The 18,796-nt window shown below is 60.8% G+C and carries 15 protein-coding genes and 3 pseudogenes; 12 read left to right on the plus strand and 6 right to left on the minus strand.

Features of this window, described 5'->3' with window-relative positions; genetic code table 11:
* Window positions 1-38 precede the first annotated feature (38 nt).
* Together nusG and NKJ06_RS12800 are read right to left on the minus strand one after the other, a co-directional pair.
* Window positions 39-596 carry a transcription termination/antitermination protein NusG gene (gene nusG, locus NKJ06_RS12795; protein ID WP_352630251.1) on the minus strand — a complete coding sequence of 186 codons (558 nt, stop codon included), beginning with the start codon at window positions 594-596 and terminating at the stop codon, window positions 39-41.
* 51 nt (window positions 597-647) lie between these two features.
* The gene (locus NKJ06_RS12800; RefSeq protein ID WP_352630254.1) at window positions 648-2,915 is read right to left on the minus strand and encodes a polysaccharide biosynthesis tyrosine autokinase; all 2,268 of its coding nucleotides are present in this window, start codon (window positions 2,913-2,915) and stop codon (window positions 648-650) included.
* 812 nt (window positions 2,916-3,727) lie between these two features.
* Between NKJ06_RS12800 and NKJ06_RS12805 the strand changes: the two genes are divergently transcribed.
* Window positions 3,728-4,435 (plus strand): Crp/Fnr family transcriptional regulator, encoded by a 708-nt coding sequence (locus NKJ06_RS12805; RefSeq protein WP_352630256.1) that lies wholly within the window; start codon window positions 3,728-3,730, stop codon window positions 4,433-4,435.
* Window positions 4,436-5,074: 639 nt separating this feature from the next.
* On the plus strand, window positions 5,075-5,512 hold the full coding sequence (locus NKJ06_RS12810) for a hypothetical protein (protein ID WP_352630258.1): 438 nt from the start codon (window positions 5,075-5,077) through the stop codon (window positions 5,510-5,512).
* Window positions 5,513-6,076: 564 nt separating this feature from the next.
* Here the strand turns inward: NKJ06_RS12810 and NKJ06_RS12815 are convergent.
* A pseudogene (locus NKJ06_RS12815) lies at window positions 6,077-6,376 on the minus strand (calcium-binding protein); the annotation flags it as partial.
* A gap of 431 nt (window positions 6,377-6,807) precedes the next feature.
* On the opposite strand from NKJ06_RS12815, the gene NKJ06_RS12820 reads away from it, so the two are divergent.
* Together NKJ06_RS12820 and NKJ06_RS12825 are read left to right on the plus strand one after the other, a co-directional pair.
* The gene (locus NKJ06_RS12820; RefSeq protein ID WP_352630260.1) at window positions 6,808-6,960 is read left to right on the plus strand and encodes a hypothetical protein; all 153 of its coding nucleotides are present in this window, start codon (window positions 6,808-6,810) and stop codon (window positions 6,958-6,960) included.
* A gap of 54 nt (window positions 6,961-7,014) precedes the next feature.
* Window positions 7,015-7,235, plus strand: a pseudogene (locus NKJ06_RS12825) (LysR family transcriptional regulator); the annotation flags it as partial.
* A 78-nt stretch (window positions 7,236-7,313) separates the two neighbouring features.
* Here the strand turns inward: NKJ06_RS12825 and NKJ06_RS12830 are convergent.
* From NKJ06_RS12830 to NKJ06_RS12840, 3 genes and pseudogenes are all read right to left on the minus strand, one after another.
* Window positions 7,314-8,303: pseudogene (locus NKJ06_RS12830) on the minus strand (mannonate dehydratase); the annotation flags it as partial.
* 4 nt (window positions 8,304-8,307) lie between these two features.
* Complete coding sequence (locus tag NKJ06_RS12835; protein WP_352809941.1) at window positions 8,308-9,093, minus strand: SDR family NAD(P)-dependent oxidoreductase; 786 nt, start codon at window positions 9,091-9,093, stop codon at window positions 8,308-8,310.
* Window positions 9,086-9,844, minus strand: coding sequence for a FadR/GntR family transcriptional regulator (locus NKJ06_RS12840; protein WP_352809942.1), 759 nt, complete (start codon window positions 9,842-9,844; stop codon window positions 9,086-9,088). Before NKJ06_RS12840 ends, NKJ06_RS12835 begins: the two co-directional genes overlap by 8 nt.
* Before the next feature lie 179 nt (window positions 9,845-10,023).
* Between NKJ06_RS12840 and uxuA the strand changes: the two genes are divergently transcribed.
* The 8 genes from uxuA to NKJ06_RS12880 all read left to right on the plus strand — a co-directional run bounded on the left by uxuA (window position 10,024) and on the right by NKJ06_RS12880 (window position 18,790).
* Window positions 10,024-11,208, plus strand: coding sequence for a mannonate dehydratase (gene uxuA / locus NKJ06_RS12845; protein WP_352809943.1), 1,185 nt, complete (start codon window positions 10,024-10,026; stop codon window positions 11,206-11,208).
* Between the two features lie 117 nt (window positions 11,209-11,325).
* Window positions 11,326-12,468 carry an ABC transporter substrate-binding protein gene (locus NKJ06_RS12850; RefSeq protein WP_352809944.1) on the plus strand — a complete coding sequence of 381 codons (1,143 nt, stop codon included), beginning with the start codon at window positions 11,326-11,328 and terminating at the stop codon, window positions 12,466-12,468.
* Window positions 12,468-13,319 (plus strand): IclR family transcriptional regulator, encoded by an 852-nt coding sequence (locus tag NKJ06_RS12855; protein WP_352809945.1) that lies wholly within the window; start codon window positions 12,468-12,470, stop codon window positions 13,317-13,319. Before NKJ06_RS12850 ends, NKJ06_RS12855 begins: the two co-directional genes overlap by 1 nt.
* A gap of 27 nt (window positions 13,320-13,346) precedes the next feature.
* A complete protein-coding gene (locus tag NKJ06_RS12860) occupies window positions 13,347-14,375 on the plus strand; it encodes a sugar ABC transporter substrate-binding protein (RefSeq protein WP_352809946.1) in 1,029 nt (342 codons plus the stop codon).
* 70 nt (window positions 14,376-14,445) lie between these two features.
* A complete protein-coding gene (locus NKJ06_RS12865; RefSeq protein WP_031259451.1) occupies window positions 14,446-15,429 on the plus strand; it encodes an ABC transporter permease in 984 nt (327 codons plus the stop codon).
* Window positions 15,419-16,951, plus strand: coding sequence for a sugar ABC transporter ATP-binding protein (locus tag NKJ06_RS12870; protein ID WP_352809947.1), 1,533 nt, complete (start codon window positions 15,419-15,421; stop codon window positions 16,949-16,951). The genes NKJ06_RS12865 and NKJ06_RS12870 overlap by 11 nt, the downstream gene beginning before the upstream one ends.
* Before the next feature lie 56 nt (window positions 16,952-17,007).
* Window positions 17,008-18,003 carry an ABC transporter permease gene (locus NKJ06_RS12875; protein ID WP_352809948.1) on the plus strand — a complete coding sequence of 332 codons (996 nt, stop codon included), beginning with the start codon at window positions 17,008-17,010 and terminating at the stop codon, window positions 18,001-18,003.
* 1 nt (window position 18,004) lies between these two features.
* Window positions 18,005-18,790, plus strand: coding sequence for an SDR family NAD(P)-dependent oxidoreductase (locus tag NKJ06_RS12880; RefSeq protein WP_352809949.1), 786 nt, complete (start codon window positions 18,005-18,007; stop codon window positions 18,788-18,790).
* The last annotated feature ends 6 nt before the right edge of the window (window positions 18,791-18,796 follow it).

The raw sequence follows: 18,796 nt of genomic DNA on the forward strand, positions 1-18,796 counted from the left end.
CACAACGAACTAAAGTTTAGTTTACGATCCAACGGTTGTCAAGAAATTACTCTGATAATTTCTCTCGACAACTGAACAGAGACTTTCCGTTCCATCATGGTAAGAAGTATTTGGATTGCTCCTGAGCTCTTTACGCTATCCAGCATTCCAATCTGCTCGGCGAAGGCTCCATCTGAAACGCGCACCGTCTGGCCCGGCCTCAAAATCTCCCTTGGCCGCAGGATGCCGTCGGGACCGGTAGCTGCCATCACTGCTTCCACAAGCCCTATTCGGAATGGCAAAGGTCGGTCGCATGCCGACAACAGCTGTTCCACGCCGACCGTCGAGTTGATGCAGCGCCAGCGATCGCGCTCAAGCCGGAGAGCGATGAAGAGGTAACTCGGAAAATAGGCTTCTTTGGCCACCGTCACGCGCCGTGCATGCCGAATGGTGCGGATCCGGCGCGGCAAGAAAGCCCTGAAGCCCTGCCGTTCCAGATGACGCAACGCGTTTTCTTCCGCATGCGGCTGCGTGTGGACGGCGTACCAGCGAGCAGCTTGCCCTTCCGTATTCCCGACTTCTATCGACTCATATGAAAGCTGATGACTGGTAAGCATGACACACCCATATTCATTGGAGGCAGGACGTAGACGCCGCTACACCGGCGGTCACATCGCGACATACGGACCATAGGAGTCGCCATAGCTCGCAGCCTGTTTTTCATTGATCATCGTCATTGCGATTCCGGCCACCTTCGTGCCATTCAATCGGCGCAGCGCGTCTGCCACGGCTTCTCTGGGGGTGCTGTTCCACTTCACGACAAGAGCGACGAGGTCCGCATGCTTTGCCAGCACAGGCGCATCGGCCATCAGGCAGATTGGCGGCGAGTCCACGATCACCATATCGAATGATCTACGGGCGGCGCCGAGAAAGCGCGCCATGCGGCTCGATCCTAGGAGATCGGACGGATTGAGCGTTCCTTTGCCTGCAGGCAGCACATAAGTGGCCGTGTGATCGTCAAAACGGACCATGCTCGGCAGACGCCGCAGGTCAGTGACCAGGTCGACGAGACCGGGCAAATCGGACATGCCAAAATGTTTCGTCAAGCCGCTGCGCCGCAGATCCGCATCGACAATGAGCACTCGATATCCTGCGGAAGCTGCCGAGATCGCGAGGTTGATGGCGGTGGTTGTCTTGCCTTCACCGGCAACGGCGGAGGTGATCTGAATGACCGGGGCGCGACCTTGGTCGACATCGTCGAGCAATGCGTGACGCAAGCTTCGGATAGCTTCGCTGTACCCGGATCTCGGTTCCAGCCTGAACAGCGCCGGCTGTGCGGATTGTTGGCCGCGGATCGCTGGCAGCTTCGGCTCGCTGAGCTTCGGGACAGAAGCCAGGATCGGCAGCCCCAAATCTTTTTCCGCTTGGCCCGTCGTGGCGAATCCGGCATTAAGGAGCTCGCGCGCAAGCGCGCCACCGGTGCCCAGGCCGAGACCGACGATTAAGCCAAAGAGAATAATGATCTTTTTCGGAGGATAACTCGGCGTTTCGGAAACCGAGGCCACGGATATAATCCGGACGCCGCTGTCGCTAAAGGTCTTTTCTTCGTCGGCCATCTTGGCACGCGACAGGAACGCTTCGTAAAGGGCCTTGTTGGCATTAGCGATCCGCTCCAGTTCGCGCACCTGGATGGCAATTTGATTGTCTGCCGCGGTCTGGCCGGTCGCCTGTCCGAGCGAGTAGGCCAGTGCAGCTTCGCGCGTCTCCGCCACCTCTAACTCGTTCGCCAAGTTACCGACGATGCGTTTGACCTCGCTAGAGATTTGGAATTCCACATCACGTCGCTCTGCCTGGACCTTGCTGACCTCGGGATGGCGTGCGCCATAGTGCGACACTAGGTCCGCTTCCCGGCGTGTCACTTCGGCGTGTTGCGTGCGCAAGGCTTTGATGACCTCTGAGCCTAGCACCTGCGGGATTGATTCGAGATCGCCACCGGAGGCGAGGAGCTTTTGAGCCTGCTCGAACTGAGCACGCCTCTCTGCGAGTTCAGTGCGCGAGCCAATGAGTTGCAGGTTCAATTCCGATAGCTGTTGTTCCGTCAACGTGCCGGCTCTGGTCGAAACAAGGTTGTTTTTGGTCTTGAATTCCTCGACCGCATCTTCAGCGTTCTTGAGCTGCGTCTGCAGAGCAGCGATCCGCTCAGTGAGCCATTTCGACGCTCGTCCGGCATGGTGATAGCGAACCTGAAGCTGATCTTCGGCATAGCCCTCGGCTACGGCATTGGCAATCAAGGCTGCCTTTTCGGGATCGCCTGAGGTTACCGCGATGTCGATCACATAAGAACGGCCCTCTCGCCATACCTCGAGCATGTCCTGCAATCGGCTCACGGCTCGCGATGACAAGTCGGGAAGGGCCGTGACTGGATGGTGCTCGATAGGCTCGGTCGTCCCAAACACTTTCAACCAATCAGCGATCCTCGCCGGGATATTGTCCGTGAGCGACGGCTCCTCATCACTAATGAATTCGGGATCGTCCAACAGATTGGCGTCGCGGACGACACGTTCCAGTAGCGTGCTGGAGGTGAGAACAGACACCTGGCTGTCTATAAACGAAGAATCGGACGCCGACGCGCTCGCCGGCGAATCCGTTGAAATCGGACTCGCGCTTGGCTGTTCGAGCAGGAGTTTCGCCGTGCTGGTGAAGGCTGATGAAATATTCGTTGCGACGGCAACCGCGGCTATGGTCAAAGCGGCTGCTACCACCGCAATCAGTTTCCAGCGGCGTCCGTAAAATCTGAGAACTTCTCGCAAATTGAGATTAGCCTCGAGGCTGGTCTCCCGCCGCTGGGTAAGCCCTCTGATCGCGGAAGTGGAACTCTCGAAATATGCCACTTTCCCACCCTTCGCCCAGCCAATCCCAGCAAACCTGTCGGTCAATTCGACTTTGTGTTTCCACGGGCTGTCAGTCTTTCCAACGCGGAGCCGGCGCCGCCTTGCAAGCAGCGACAAGCTTTCAGGGTAACAGACGGGCCTGAACCGGGACACTTCACAAAAAGGCGGGAATATACGCATGAATACTTGGAGGCCTACCCCAAAACGGTTTACCAAGTTGGCCTTATTGAGTATCTCCTACCACCCCAAGCAAATCGCCTATTCGTGGCGCAGGAATTCCGTCCCATGATGGTGGGCGCAGATGTGGCCTGAGCGCTCGAAAACGAAACGAAGGCGACTTGACGTGGAGCGGACGCTGCCCGCTCCAATCACCGGACTGCCTTGGGTGACCGTGGCCGGCTCATACTTCGCCACCGAGGACGGCGACTCGTGGACACCGATCGAGTAGAATGATGCCATCGGCTGCGCGGCAGACCCACGGCAACTTGCCGAAACTGATCCGATAGGTGGATTGTAAGAGCTTCGTGCGGTTGACCGGCAGGCTGATCCGACTTTCATCACGATCCGGTATGCCGCGCACGCAATACAAACGAGATCCTGCCGGCCTCTCCAAAAATCCTTGCCGATGGCCAGACAGTCACTGCCGACCTCACAAGGATCGTCGCATTCCGTCGATGGCGCGCAGTGCGCCGCGCCGTCTTTGCCGAATATCACCCGCAAGGTGGTAAGGCTATACCCAAAGGTGGTATACTGCAATGACATTCGGATGAAATGATAGATGGAACTTTTTATGTAGTTGTTGGTTTCCAGCTCGATGTGATCGGCGGGACGATCATGGCTGGGGTTATTCAGAACAAATGAACTTATCAAAGCAGGCGCTTGGATTGGCGAGGGGACCTACGCTTGCTGATGCGAGTTGGGAAAGGGGGGTCTCTGTACTGCCGGGGGCTGTGCGCCGCCGCTATCCGGCGAACACGACGATTGCAGGTGCGCATCAGGCCAGATCCTTGATCCTGGTTATGACTGGCGGGTGGGCGGCATTCGCCAAGACGTTGCGCAACGGATCGCGTCTCATTGTCGATCTAGCGCTTCCTCGCGAAATTGCCTTGATCAAGTTTGCTGGAGAAGCGGGCGAGACGGTAACAGCCCTCTCGGATGTGACCGCAATCGAGTTGCCCGGTCCTGTCCATACTTGTTTTTCGCGCTATCCGCAGTCCATTTGCGAGGCTATCGTGCTGGCTGAGGCAAGTCGATATTCGAGGGTTGCGGAACATCTGGCAGGAGTCAGCAGAAGGGGACCTGTAGAGCGCACGGCTCATTTTCTTCTCGAACTGGGCTGCCGAGCACATCGATCGGCAACGAGTTATCCGGACCGCTTTGAATGCCCGCTGACCCAGGCCGAGCTGGCCGACGCGTTAGGACTTTCGGCTGTGCATGTAAGTCGCGTGTTGAAGGATTTGCGGGAAAACGGACTGGCTTCATTCCGCAATGGTGTGGTCGAGTTGCATGACCATGCGGGACTTATCAAAACGGCCGGATTTGATCGGTCTTACATTTCGAGCTGACATCAGGCGCAATTCTGATCTCAACCGCGCGACCGGGTAGTGCCTCGGTGATCCCGCAGGCTCTCTTGCCAAGCGGCTGACTATGCCGTTGGCCACATCAGGTGGGCTTCGTTGCGCATCAGTCTTTAGATCGATCCCCGATCGCTCGCCGCCATCCAGAGCGTAAGGGAAATGGCCGATGCGGGGGGCAGCCCTCCGGGGACGTGAGGACCGCACCGGCCACTGCGGCGGGCTTACGCTACGCACCCGCACCGGTCAATTTTACTAGGCATATTAGAAAATGCGCAATTAATCCTATCGGTGGTGCCCAGTGTAGCGCTGATATCAGGATTGTTCGGTCGTTGGCCCGTAAGGGAGAAACGCGCTCTTTCAGCAACGGCTGTTACTTGAAGTTGTTTTCGCCTTCCGCTTCGCCGGTACCTTCTTGATTTAATCGGCCTTGCTGGCGAGACCGCTTTGCCTTTGCAAACGCTGGTTCGTGGCGGCTTTTGGCGAGCCGGAGCTTTTCGGAACCAGATCGTCGTGATGCTACTCGCCGTCTAGTTCTTTTGCCTTCTGAGCTCATCCAAGTAGTTGAATGGACTGAACGTCACATAAGGTCGTAGCGTTTTTTTGGACACGAGGGCGTGGGGAGGTCGTATGACGATATTATTAGAAATCAAAGAGTTGTTGGAAATTAAGGCGTACCGGCGAACCATCAGGAACCTCGATCACGCCTATGACATCGACCTCGCAAATGCTCGTACGCCTGCGCAGCGGGAAAAGGCTGAATACCGGCATTATTGGGAAACGTTGATATACTATGAGCAGATTGCAGAGATAAAAACTCGGCGACTGATCCGGAAAGCGGATCGTCTCAATATGCCGATTGGCTACGCGGACGACAACAGCTCAATGTGGAGAAGATCATCTCAGCTTAACAGCTGGATACTGACGCCACTTGGTTGCTCTGAAGTCCAAAATATGATCCGTCAAGAATGCAAAGATCGCCGAGAGCGCGCCGCTACCTGGGCTGGCGTGATCATGGGTCCACTCACCCGGTTAGTATCTGTTTGGATGGTTGCGCGCGGGCAGTAGCATACAGGCGGTTCGCGCACACTTCCTAGCCGACGTCCAGCGTGAAGGCGCATGTCGCTGCCCAGCCCCAACTCATACCGCTCCTGGATACGCCCCAGCAGGTGGTCGCGATTGCCCGTCAATTCAATTCGATCAAGATCATCGTCAGTGAGGTCGCCTCATTGCTCCCTGGCTTTGATCACCTCTTTGGTTCGACCGGCGATGAATTGACCCGTGAGGCCAAGCCCGCTGCCGGCCGATGCGATCCAAACTTCAACGCGTCAGAACGAGGGCCTTCTCGTCGTCACGCTGCTTGCCACCGAACGCTGCTGCAACACTCGCTATGAAGGCGCCGATCCGTCGCTATTTTTGATCGCTGTTAGTCGCAACTGGAACACCAGCGGTGACGCGCCCGCGCTTCGTAGTGCCATGTGCGATCGCATCGGCGATCAAATGACGTACACGTCGTGGAAGGTCAGGACCGCCCCGGCCTGTAGGTGGGCGATTTCCACCTGAGCGGCCGATTTCGAGCCATCGGGGTCATAGTACAGAATGCCCGTGGTCTGGTTGTAGAGCAGGTAATCGTTATGGCTGGTGGCGGCGCAACTCGAAATAGGACGAGTTCACCTGCGTCGGGCTGGACAAGGAACCGGGGCCGAGGCTGGTGAAGACGGCGTTGTCGAGATAGAGCGCGTCGTCCGCTGCGTGGAAGTCGGGGAGCGTAGCGACATTGCCCGGGCCAAAGGCCGTGTCAAACACGAAGGTGTCCTTGCCGGCGCCACCGTTGAGCACGTCGTTGCCACCCCGGCCCCACAGTATGTCGTTGCCAGCCAAAGCATCATAGGTATCGGCCGCGCCAGTGCCGAAAAAAGTGTCGTTCCCGGTAGTTCCCGTGGCCGGGTCGGTAGGCGGGGTCGGCGGTGGCTGGTCAGTCCCGTCATGGGCTGCATGCCAGACCGCCTTGGCGTTGGCCCAGTAATCGCGCGCCGCCTAGCCTTGAAGGACCGTCCAACCGGCGGGCGGAAGTGGATAACTGGACGGCAGCGGCGTGTCAGAATCCTTGATCGTGCCGCCGATGACGTCATCGTCCTCGACCGCGTCGTCTCGGGAGTAGCCGACATAGCTATCCTCGATGACGAAGGAGCCAGTGCCGCCGACACGGATGCCATCCCAGGGCTGGGTAGCCGTCCAATCGTCGATGACAAAGTTGTGGGCTGAATTTATACGGACTGCGGCGGAGTTGACGTAAATGTTTTCCCAGTCGCCGGTTTGGGAGACCGTGCCGCGGCGCGGGCTTCTACACGGTTCGCGTCAGCTTGCCGCGCACGGAGCTGGAAAAGCTGAAAGGCCTCACCTTGGCGTCGCGCATGCCCGGCGAAGCGTTCTTCTCGACCGGCAGCCGCACAATGCTGTCCTATCTCGTGAAGCCTCTGGCCGATCAGATACAGCGGGCGTTCCGGGAGCAGTGATGACAAGGCACAGAGGTGGCCAAGAGCGGTGGTCTCGGAGAAGTGGCATCGACGGAGTTGTTCGGCTGCGTCTACATGTCCTGCGATCGACTAGCCGCGTGGCGTGCGGGCGCGCCGGATCCCATCCGGTGGATCGTCATAAGCATTCATGGAATCCCGGACTGGGCCAGCGAGGGTGAGGTTCGCGCCAGGGGGTTCCATTCAGGACCTCGGACGCCGAGGTGCAGATCGTTGCCGTACGGCATGTTGGTGGCCTGGGCGGTGCGAGAAGGCCCCAGCGCCGCAGCGTTCTGGACCAGCGCACGCATGTAGCCCAAGGCAAAGGCCTTTCCGGCGTGCCAAGGCGCGTCACAGGACATCTCCGGCGTATGGTCGGGGATCATCACGCCGTCATAGTTTTCATCGCGCAGGATGCGGACGATCTCGGCCATGTCGATGTCGCCGTCATCGACGAAAGTTTCATGATAGTTAGGCACCTTGCCGCGCACGTTGCGGAAGTGGACATAGCCGATGCGTTTGCTTCGGGCGAAGCGCCTGACGTGTCCGTAGATGTCATCAGTGCCGGGCATCTCCTGCAGCGAGCCGAGGCAGAGCTCAAGCCCATTGGATGGCGAGTCTACGATGTCCATCAGCCGATCGTATTTCTCCGGCCGGTTGACGAGCCGCGCGGCGCCACGCAGCGCCTCGGCCGGCGGATCGTCGGGGTGCGCCGCCATCACAACGCGGGCTTCTTCGGCCACCGGTATGATCTCGCGAAGGAAGACGTCGAGCCGCTGCCAAAGCTCATCACTGCTGACCTTCACCGTTTCGGCATTGGGCCGCTCGGCACGGTAGCGCATGTTCCAGACCACGCCATCGGGGAGGGGCATATCGGGATCGATGGCAGCGAGATCGAGCCCCACCGACATCGCCTCGCCCCGAGCGAATGGGCCGCGCGACCAGCCCCAGACCCCGGCGATCGAGAAGTTGTAGCCGATACAGGGAATACCGGCACGTCCGGCATCGCGAACAAGGCGCTTCAACCCTTCGATCTGTTTTGCCCTGTCAGGACCGCCGAGCAGCACGTCCGACCAGAAACGCGGCGAGAAATTCTCGATCGCGGCGATTTCCAGACCGTTGTCGCGCACGGTCTTCACCAGACCGACGAAATCCTCATAATCCCAAAGCTCATCGGTGGAGCAATCGCCCCAACCCTCGGCTTCGCTGCCAGCGGACAGCGAAGGATCGCGGCCGCGAAAATAGTTGGTGAGGTGGGCAACGATGTGGGTGGCGCCTGCCTGACGGGCGAAGCGAAAATTGTCGGGGGTCAGCGACTCCCGGTAAAGGCCAAGACCGATCTTCATGGCTTTACTTCACGCCGATGCCGGCGGTCAGGCCGCCATCTATTCTGTAGTCCGCGCCAGTGCAGAATCCGGCCTTCGACGAGCACAGGAAGGCGATCAGCTCCGCCACCTCTTCCGGTTCCCCGATGCGGCCAAGCGGATGGGCCGCGCCGAAGCGCCGGTAAGCCTCTTCGACATCGGCATCGCTGCCATTGTCGCCGCGTGCGGCCTTCTCGAGGATCGGCGTGCGGATCGAGCCTGGGCTGACCGAATTGACCCGGATGCCAGCCGGCGCATAGTCGAGCGCCAGCGATCGCGTCAGCGTGTGGATGGCGCCCTTGGTCGTGGCATAGGCGGCGACGTTCTGCTGGCAGGCGAAGCCCTGCACCGAAGCGACGTTGACGATCGCGCCACCGCCACGCTTGATCATTTCCGGGATGCCGAAATGGGCGGTCAGATAGATCGAGCCGACATTGACCGCCATCGCCCGGTTCCAGGTTTCCCAGTCGGTCGTCGTCGCCGTCCCGTAGGGATGAACCGCCGCGGAATTGACGATGACATCAATGCCGCCAAACCGCTTGACGCCCTCTACGACCGCGTCGCGAACCTGGTCGGAAACGGAAACATCAACCGTCTGCACCAGCGTATTCGCTCCGGTACTGGCGAGGCTCTCCTGCATGGCCGCGTTGGCTGCGCGGTCGATGCCGCAGGCGATGATCGCAGCACCTCCCTGCGCCAGACGCTTCGCGGTGGCGAGCGCGATGCCGGTCGTGCCGGTGATCAGCGCAACCTTGTTCTCAAAGTCAGACATGATGCAAATCCTTGGAAGGGTCCGTCAGCGCCGGCGAGGTGCGGGCGTTTTCGAGGTCGTCGGGGACAAAGCGCAGGCCGAAATCGAGATGCCGGCTCATCAGGTAGCTGTAGGCGATGCGGTCTCGCGCCCGCAAAGCCGCGATGATCTCGCCATGGGCGTGGCGTGTTTCGCTCAGCACCGGCCGGATGGATTTGCCGACGGTCATGATGTGCAGGATGACCGGCGACAGGAACTGATAGGTCTGCACCAGCATGCGGTTGCCGGCGAGCTTCATCAGCGCCAGGTGGAAATCGAAATCGCGCTGTGCTGCCTCCTGCACATCCTTGCTGGTTTCGATCAGGCCGTTGACCTCGTCCAGGGCGTCGAGTTCGGCGGCACTGGCATTGAGAACGATGTGGTCGCCGATGCTCACTTCAATGATGCGGCGAAACCCCTGGATGTCGTGGAAAGAGGTCTTCGATATATCCATCTGCGCGGCGAAGAAGTTCTGGATCGCGATATTCTGGCGGTCGGCCAGCACCGCGCCGACACGCGGCTTGGGATCGATCAGGCCATAGGTGCGGATGGTGCGCAGTGCCTCGCGTATCGTGTTGCGGCTGGCGCCGAACAGTTCGCCAAGCTCCCGTTCGGTGGGCAGCACGTCGCCGACGGACATGGCGCGGTTTCGAATGAGGTCGAGGATCTGCCGCACAGTCTGATCGACGGCCGAACTGCTGACCCCGGCATCGTCCGTCGCTACTTGATCCAAGGCGTTGTTCCTTCATATTTGTTGGACCAAGGCTAGGCTGAAACGGCTAGGAAATCAATCGGCGCCCGGGAGAAAGGTCGGAAAAGGGCCCCGCCATCGGTTGATTCAAGAAGAATTCAGCGTGTTGACAGGTCTGTGGTCCAACAATAAGGTCGCCCACCTGACATTGAGGAGGCTACATGGAACAGTGCTGGCGTTGGTATGGACCGAACGACCCGGTAACACTCGATCATGTCAAGCAGGCGGGCGCGACCGGCATCGTATCAGCCTTGCACGACATCTATGATGGCCGCGCCTGGCCGCTTGAGAGCATTCTGGAGCGCAAGCGGATCATCGAGGCCGCTGACCTGACATGGTCGGTCGTCGAGAGCATCCCGGTCCATAATTCCTTCAAGATCGGCGCACCGGAACGCGAGCGCTACGCCGGCTATTATCGTGACACGATCCGCGCGCTTGCCAAGGCCGGCATCGCCACGATCTGCTACAATTTCATGCCCGTGGTCGACTGGACCCGCACCGACCTGGCCTATCGGCTGCCGACCACCGGTTATGCCCTGCGTTTCGATGCGGTCGATTTCGCGGCCTACGACCTGTTCGTGCTGAAGCGCAGCAATGCCGAGGCCGGGTACAGTGCCGCCCGCATCGCCGAGGCGGAAGCGCGGCTGAAGGAACTGAGCAGCGAGGCGATCGACAGGATCGAGCGCAACCTGATCGCCGGCCTGCCGGCGACCGAGCGCAGCTACAACAGGGACAGTTTTCGCGAGGCCCTGGCGGAATACGATGCGATCGGGCCGAAGGAATTGCGCGCCAACCTTGCCTGGTTCCTGCGCGAGATCATTCCGGTGGCCGAAGAGGAGGGGGTTCGCATGTGCATCCATCCCGACGACCCGCCCTTCTCGCTCTATGGCCTGCCGCGCATCGTTTCGACCGCCGAGGATGCGCGTTTTATCCTCAACGCAGTCGACAGCCCGGCCAACGGCCTGACGTTCTGCACCGGCTCCTACGGCACGCGCGCCGACAACGACATCGTCGCCATGGTCAAGGAATTCGCCGATCGCATCCATTTCGTCCATCTGCGCAACATCACCATCGAGGATGACGGCTCGTTCTATGAGGCCGAGCATCTCGAGGGTGGCACCGACATGGCGCATGTCATCCTCGCACTGATGCAGGAAGAGGCGCGGCGCCGCAACGAGGGCCGCGCTGACTGGCGCATTCCGATGCGGCCGGACCACGGCCACCTGCTCGCCGACGATATCGGCAAGACCAGGATCAATCCCGGCTATTCGCTGATCGGCCGGCTGAAAGGCCTCGCCGAGCTGCGTGGCATCATGCGCGCCGTCGAGCGGTTCGGGCTGGCTTGAAGCTGTCAGGAGGCGAACTGCCCTTTGCATATGTAAAAGTTACTTGTCTATGTGAAAATACCTGCTACGACTGCGGGCCGGGCGGACATGCTCGGTTCCAGGGAGGAATTGCCTGAAATGACAAGACTGCGCGGTCTTGCGTGGGATCATCGACGTTGCTGGGGTCCGCTCGACGCCAGCGTGGCGCCGTATTGCGCTGGCAATCCAGGCCTTGAAATCGAATGGGACCGCCGCAGCCTCTATGAATTCGGCGAGGGTACCCTCGGTCCGGTGCTCGGCACTTACGATCTGGTCGTGTTCGACCATCCCTTCATCGGCGACATCGTGAAGGATGAGCTGATGGTGCCGTTCGACGCCTATCTGTCGGCCGAACAAATCCGTTTCTTCGAACGCGATTCGGTCGGTGCGTCCTGGCGCTCCTACGCAAAGAACGGACGCCAATGGGCGTTGCCGATCGATGCCGCTTGTCAGGTCGCGTCCTATCGCCCGGATCTCCTGGAGCGTTACGGGCCGGTGCCGCGCACACATGACGAGGTGGTCGAGCTTGGTCAGCGTGCCCGCAAGAACGGCAAGTGGCTTGGCCTGCCCTCGGTCCCGACGGATGCCATGTGCATGCTTCTGACGCTTGGCCGCCCACAGGAGAACGGTGAGCAATTCATTGCCAGGGAGATGATCGAGCAGGCCATCACTCAATTGCGTGAGCTTGCGGCGCTGTCGCATCCGAACTCATCAAAATGGAACCCGATCCGCTGCTATGACCATATGATCGCGTATGACGACGTGGTCTATGTGCCTTTCGCGTTCGGTTATGTGAACTATGCCTCCAAGAGTGACAGGCCGTGTCTGCGCTTTGCCGACGTGCCGACGCCGCACTTCGCCGGAGCCTTGCTCGGCGGTGCCGGCATCGGCGTCAGCGCCCAGTCGAAACACCGGCAGGCCGCGATCGACTACGCGGTGTTCCTGTGCTCGCCCGAATACCAGCGCGGCGACTATGCAAAGTCGGGCGGACAGCCGGGATCGCTGGCGGCTTGGAAAGATGTCGAGGTCAACCAACTCTGCGGCAATTTCTTCAACTCGACGCTTGCGACGATCAGCTCGTCCTATCTGCGTCCGACGCACCCTGGCTTCATCGCCTTCTTCCGCGAATGCGCGCCGCATGCGGCGGCCGCCATCGCCGGCGACATTTCGGCGGCCGAACTCGCCGACCATGTGAATCGCCTCTACCGCGAAACCAGGCAAACGGAATGGAGCATTGCGTGATGGCCGCTAATGTTGCCGAGACGCTCGACGACAGCGAAAGCGGTCGCAACGGCTATCGTGTGCCAGCGGTAGACAAGGCGCTCGACGTCCTGGAGTTCATGGCCGCCAGCGCTGAAACACTGACCCAGACCGAGATCGCGGCCGGCCTCGGACGCTCCATTCACGAAATCTACCGCATCCTGCTCCTGCTGGAAAAGCGCGGCTACATCTTTCGCACGCAGTCGGACCGCTTCCGCCTGTCGCTGAAGCTGTTCGAACTGGCGCACATGCACCCGCCGGTAAACCGGGTGGTCGAATGCGCGCTGCCGGTGATGCGCGAACTGACCGCCAATGCCGATCAGAGTTGCCACCTCGTGGTGCGCGAAGGCCAGAACGCGCTGGTGGTGCTGCAGATCGATTCACCGCTGCCGATGCGCTACTCGGTTGCATTGGGGTCGCATTTCCCGATCCTCGAAACCAGTTCAGGCGCGGTCTTGCTCGCCCATTCGAACCGGGCCGAGCGCGACCGCATTGTCGATCGCATCGTGACCGCCGGCGAAGGACAGGGCACGCGGGCCGAAATCGAGGCACGGCTGAACGAGGTGGCCAGGCTCGGCTACGAGATGCGTGCCTCGTTGGCCGTCGAAGCCTGCACCAACATCTCCATGCCGGTGCGCGATCACACCGGCGCCGTCATCGCCGCACTCACGGTCCCGCTGCTGCCGCAGAAGGCCGCACGGTTCGACCGGCAGACCGTCTTCGAACGCACTCGCGCAGCCGCCGAGAAGATATCGGCGGAGCTCGGTTGGGGGGAATCCAGCTCTTCGTTACGTGCCGACTCGGAACGGCGGGACTACCCGTTCAGCGATTAACAAAAGCGATAAACCTGGGAGAAGAAAATGCACTGGTCCAAGTCAATCCTGTTTGCATCCGCGGCCGCGTTGGCCATGGGCGCGGCTGCACATGCCGAGAACATGCCCAAGCGCATCGGCTACGTCACCAATTACGCCACCCATGAATGGTACCAGAACGTCATCAAGGGCATGAAGGCTCACGGGAAGGAACTCGGCATCGAGGTCGAGGTACAGGACGCCAATCTCGACATATCCAAGCAGGTCGCTGCAGCCGAAGACTTCATCGCCAAGGGCGTCGATGTGCTGATCATCACGCCGGTGAATGAAGAAGGTGTGGTGCCGCTGCTGCGTCAGGCCAAAGCCGCCAACATTCCGGTGGTGCTTGAGGGCAATCCGGTCAAGGGCATGACGACGATGGTCGCTATCTGCGACTATGACACCGGCTATTTCTCCGGCGTCGAGGCCGGCAAATTTGCCAAGGAAAAGCTCGGCGGCGTTGCCAAGGTGATGAATGTCGGCCTGCCGCTGCTTTCCGCCACGGTGCTGCGCTCGCACGGCTTCATGGATGGGCTGAAAACCGTCATCCCTGACGCGGTCATGGTCCACGACCTTGACGGCGGCGGTAACCCGGACCGCGCGCTCGAAGTGTCTTCGGCGGCACTCGCCAAGAACGCCGACATCAACATCATCTACGGCATCAACGACTCGTCGTCGCTGGGCGGCCTACAGGCCTGGAAAGCGGCCGGCAAGTCGCAGGATGGCCTGTTGACCGTCGGCACCGGCGGGGAGGGGCTTGCCTTCATCAACGCGATGCAGAACGAGCCCTCTTACCGCATCGAAGCCGCGATGTTCCCGGAAAAGGAAGGCTTTACCGCAATCGATGCCGCAGTGAAACTGTTCAACAGCGAGGAAGTGCCGGAGCACATCGTCAGCCCGACCGCACCCATGAACGGCGAGGACTGGAAGAAGTTCTACGACTATGACGGCACCACCCGCACCATCAAATGGGATGCCGTCAACGCACTGCAGCCGCCGGCAAAGTGCATGAAGACCTCCGCCGACCTGAAGAAATAAAGCCGGCTGACTTTGCCCTTCCCGCAATGCGGGAAGGGCGCCTGAACCTAGCGGCCCGGAATGGATTGAGATGAGCGAGCTTACACACGCCTCCGCGCCGAAGCGCTTTGTCGGCGGACAGCTGCTGGGCAGCAGCCAGCTTGTGCTGGGTGTCATCCTGGCGGTGCTGTGCATCGCCATCTCGATCGCGGCGCCGCAATTCTATTCGGAGGCCAACATCATCGCCATTCTGCGCCAATGCGCGCTGGTGCTGATCGTTGCCTCGGGCATGACCATGCTCATCATCACCGCCGAGGTCGATCTGTCGGTCGGCGCGTCACTCGCCTTCGTCGGCTGCATCGGCATGGCGGTGCTCAATTCTACCCATAGCCTCACGCTCGGCTTGCTGGCGGCCCTTGCCTTTGCCGGCGGGGTCGGCCTGTTCAATGGGCTGGTCGTCACCAGGCTGCGGGTCAACTCGCTGATCGCCACCATCGGCACGATGATGATGCTGCAAGGCGGCGTGTATCTGTTCACGCGCGAGGCGGTGCAGAACCACAATCAGCTCGCGAGCTTCACCGATCTCGGCGCCGGCTACGTCGGCGCGGTGCCGGTCCCCGTCATTCTGGCGGCGCTGATCTTCGTGGTTGCCTATGTGACGCTGCGTTTCACCACGCTCGGCCGCTATCTCTATGCCGTTGGCGCCAATGAAAAGGCGGTGCGCCTGTCCGGCCTTCGGTCCGAGCGCCTCAAGCTGTTTGCCTTCGTTCTCACCGGGCTCTGCGTCGGCGTTGCCGGCATGATCCTGTCGTCGCTGATGAATGCCGGCCAGCCGACCGCCGGCCGCGGCTTCGAACTGACGGTCATTGCTGCCGTCATCCTCGGCGGCACCAGCCTGCTCGGAGGCCGTGGATCGCTGTTCGGCACCTTGCTCGGCGTACTGGTGCTGAAGGTGATCGACAACGGCATCATCATTCTCGGCTGGAACCAGGACCTGCAGATGGTGGTGCCGGGCGTCGTCATCATCCTCGCAACCTATCTCGACATCATCCGGAACAAAGCCAATGTCCGTTGATTTCCTCCACCCTGACGAAGGCGCGGCCATCGACACCAGCGTGCCGGCGCTCGAACTGCGCGGCATCGACAAGCGCTTCCCCGGCGTCGTGGCGCTCGACAATGTCGACTTCAGCCTGGAGCCCGGCAAGATCCATGCCTTGATGGGCGAGAACGGCGCCGGCAAGTCGACGCTGATCAAGATCATGGCTGGTGTCTACGGCAAGGATGCCGGCACCATCCGCCTGCGCGGGCACGAGGTCGACATCAAGTCGCCGCGCGACAGCTTGAAGGAAGGCATCAAGGTCGTGTTTCAGGAGATCGCGCTGATCTCCGAATTCACCGTTGCCGAGAACATCTTCCTGGAAGGCTATCCGACCGGCAGAGCCGGCTCGATCGACTGGAAGAAGATTCGTGCCGATTCAGCTGCGCTATTCCACCGCATCGGCTTCAACGTCGATCCGGCGGCACGCACTGGATCGCTGCCGGTCAGCCAGCAGCAGATGGTCGAGATCGCCCGTGCGCTCGCCCATGAAGCCCGCGTCGTGGTGATGGACGAACCGACATCTTCGCTGACGCCGAACGAGGTTTCGCTGCTGTTCACAGTCATCCGCCGGCTGGCCAGCCTTGGCATCGCGGTGGTCTATGTCAGCCACAAGCTCGACGAGGTTTTCGAGATCGCCGACACGGTGACCGTGCTGCGTGATGGGCGCCACATCTCGACCAGGCCGATCGGCGAGCACACCAACGACACGCTGATCCAGGACATGATCGGCCGGCGCATCGACAATCTGTTTCCCCGCCAGCGTGGGGCGGCGGGCAGCAAGGTCGCGCTGTCGGTGGAGAACCTCAGCACGGCGAAGAAGCTGACCGACGTCTCCTTCGAGGCACGAGCCGGCGAGGTGCTCGGCTTCTTTGGATTGATGGGCGCTGGCCGCACCGAACTCGCCAAGGCGATCGTAGGCTATGACCCGATCACTGCGGGCACGATCACCGTCGACGGCAGCCGGCTCGTGCCGCATGACACGCGCACCGGCGTCAAGCTCGGCATCGGCCTGCTCACTGAGGACCGCAAGAGCGAAGGGCTGATGGGCGAACTGCCTGTCTACCAGAATGCCAGCCTGGCCTCGCTCGGTGCTTTCGCCCGCCTGGGGTTCGTCGACAAGGCGAAGGAACACAAAGCGGTGCAGGACTATGTCGACCGTTTCCGCATCAAGACGCCCAGCCTGTTCCAGCAGGTGAAGAACCTGTCGGGCGGCAATCAGCAGAAAGTGCTGATCGCGCGTTGGCTGATGCGGGGCCTGAAAGTGATCGTCGTCGACGAGCCGACGCGCGGCATCGATGTCGGCGCCAAGTCGGAAATCTTCGCGCTGATCGACCGGCTCGCCGGCGAGGGCCTGGCGGTGGTCATGATGACGTCCGAGATGCCGGAGCTGCTCGGTCTTGCGGACCGGATCGCGGTGATGTGCGAAGGCCGCCTGACCGCGATCATGTCGCGAGAGGAAGCCACACAGGAGAAGATCCTCAATGCGGCGATCGGGTAAAATGGTAATAAAATGATGACATCCAGCGATCAGCCCCGCCTCGAAGGAAGCGTGCGATGAGCTCTGCAGCCACGGCTTCCGCAAAGGCCCAGCCATCCATGCTGGTGCGGCTCGTTGCCCGGCAGGAACTGACGCTGCTTGTCTGCCTTATCCTGGTGCTGGCGTTCTTTTCCTTCACGGTCGAGAATTTCTTCTCCGTGCGCAACCTGACCAATGTGCTTGGCCAGGCGTCGCTGCCGCTGATCGCCGGCATTGGCTGCGCCATCGTCTTCATTTCCGGCGAGGTCGACATCTCGATCGGCTCGCTGCTCGCGACCATTGCCCTGCCGCTGATCATCATCATGAACGACACCAACTCGCTGTGGCTCGGCATCAGTGGCGCGCTGCTGTTCGGGCTGATCATCGGCGTGGTGAACGGCTATCTCACCGCTTATGCCGGCATCAACTCGCTGATCGTGACTTTGGGCACGATGTTTATCATGCGCGGCGGTGTCTATCTCTATACCGGCCAGCGCGCCATCCCGGACGATGCCAGCCTCGACAGCTTTATCGCTCTGTCGGATGGCCGCCTGTTCAACACCATCCCCTATTCGGCTGTCATCGCCATCATCCTGCTCGCCGCCTTCGCCTACATGATGCAGCATCGGCCGTTCGGGCGGCAGATCTATGCCGTCGGCGGCAATCAGGAAGTGGCGCGGCTGGCTGGCTATGATGTGCGGCGCGTCAAGTTCATCTGCTTCATCATTAGCTCACTGCTGGCGACGATTGCGGGCATTATTCTCGCCGCGCGCGTCGGCTCGGCGCAGCATACGGCGGGGCTCAATTTCGAATTCCAGGTCGTCGCCGCCACGGTGCTCGGTGGGGTCAGCCTTGCCGGCGGCATCGGCAGCCTGACCGGCATGGCTCTGGGCGTGCTGATCCTGCAGTTCCTGTCCAACGGCCTGCGCGGGCTCGGCCTGCCGACCGAATGGCAGTTGGTCATCACCGGCATGATCATCATCGCCGCAGTCGCCTTCGACGAGGCGAAACGCCGGCGCGCGAATGGAGGCTGACATGGCTCGTCTCGAAGGGAAAACCGCCGTCATCACCGGAGCTGCCGATGGCATCGGGCACGCGATCGCTGAAGCGATGGCGCGCGAAGGCGCGCATGTTTTCCTAGGCGACATAGCCGACGGCGCGGGCGAGGAATTGGCGAGCGCACTTCGCGCCGCCGGCCGTCAGGCCGATTACGTGCATTGCGACGTCTCTCAAGGGCCCGACATCGCCGGCCTCATCGACAGCGCCGTCAAGAAGACCGGGCATCTCGACATCCTGGTCAACAACGCCGCCATCGCCATTGGCGGCATGCCGGTGCACGAGATGACCGACGAGCAATGGAACCGACTGATCGCGGTCAACCTGACCAGCGTGTTTCGCGGCTGCAAATACGCGCTGCCGCACATGATCGCGCAGAAGTCGGGCTCGATCATCAATATGGCTTCGGCGCAGGGCCATATCGGCCTCGACGGCTGGACCGCCTATGCCGGCGCCAAGGGCGCGGTGATGGCGATGACGCGCCAGATGGCGGTCGAGTTCGGCCCGGTGAACATCCGCGTCAATTCGATCTCGCCGGGCACCATCAACACGCCGATGAACGACAGACTGATCAAGGAGATCGGCGGCAATCTCGCCAAAGCCTGGGTCAAGATGCATCCGCTTGGCCGCATCGGCGAACCTTCCGAAGTGGCCGAGGCCGCCGTCTATCTCGCCTCCGATGCCGCGGGCTTCACCACCGGCACCGATTTGCGTGTGGATGGCGGCCTGACCGCCGCACCGCGCTATGTTCCCGAACTGCTTTGAAAACAC

Source organism: Mesorhizobium sp. M0293, from assembly GCF_040321735.1.
Lineage (GTDB): Bacteria > Pseudomonadota > Alphaproteobacteria > Rhizobiales > Rhizobiaceae > Mesorhizobium.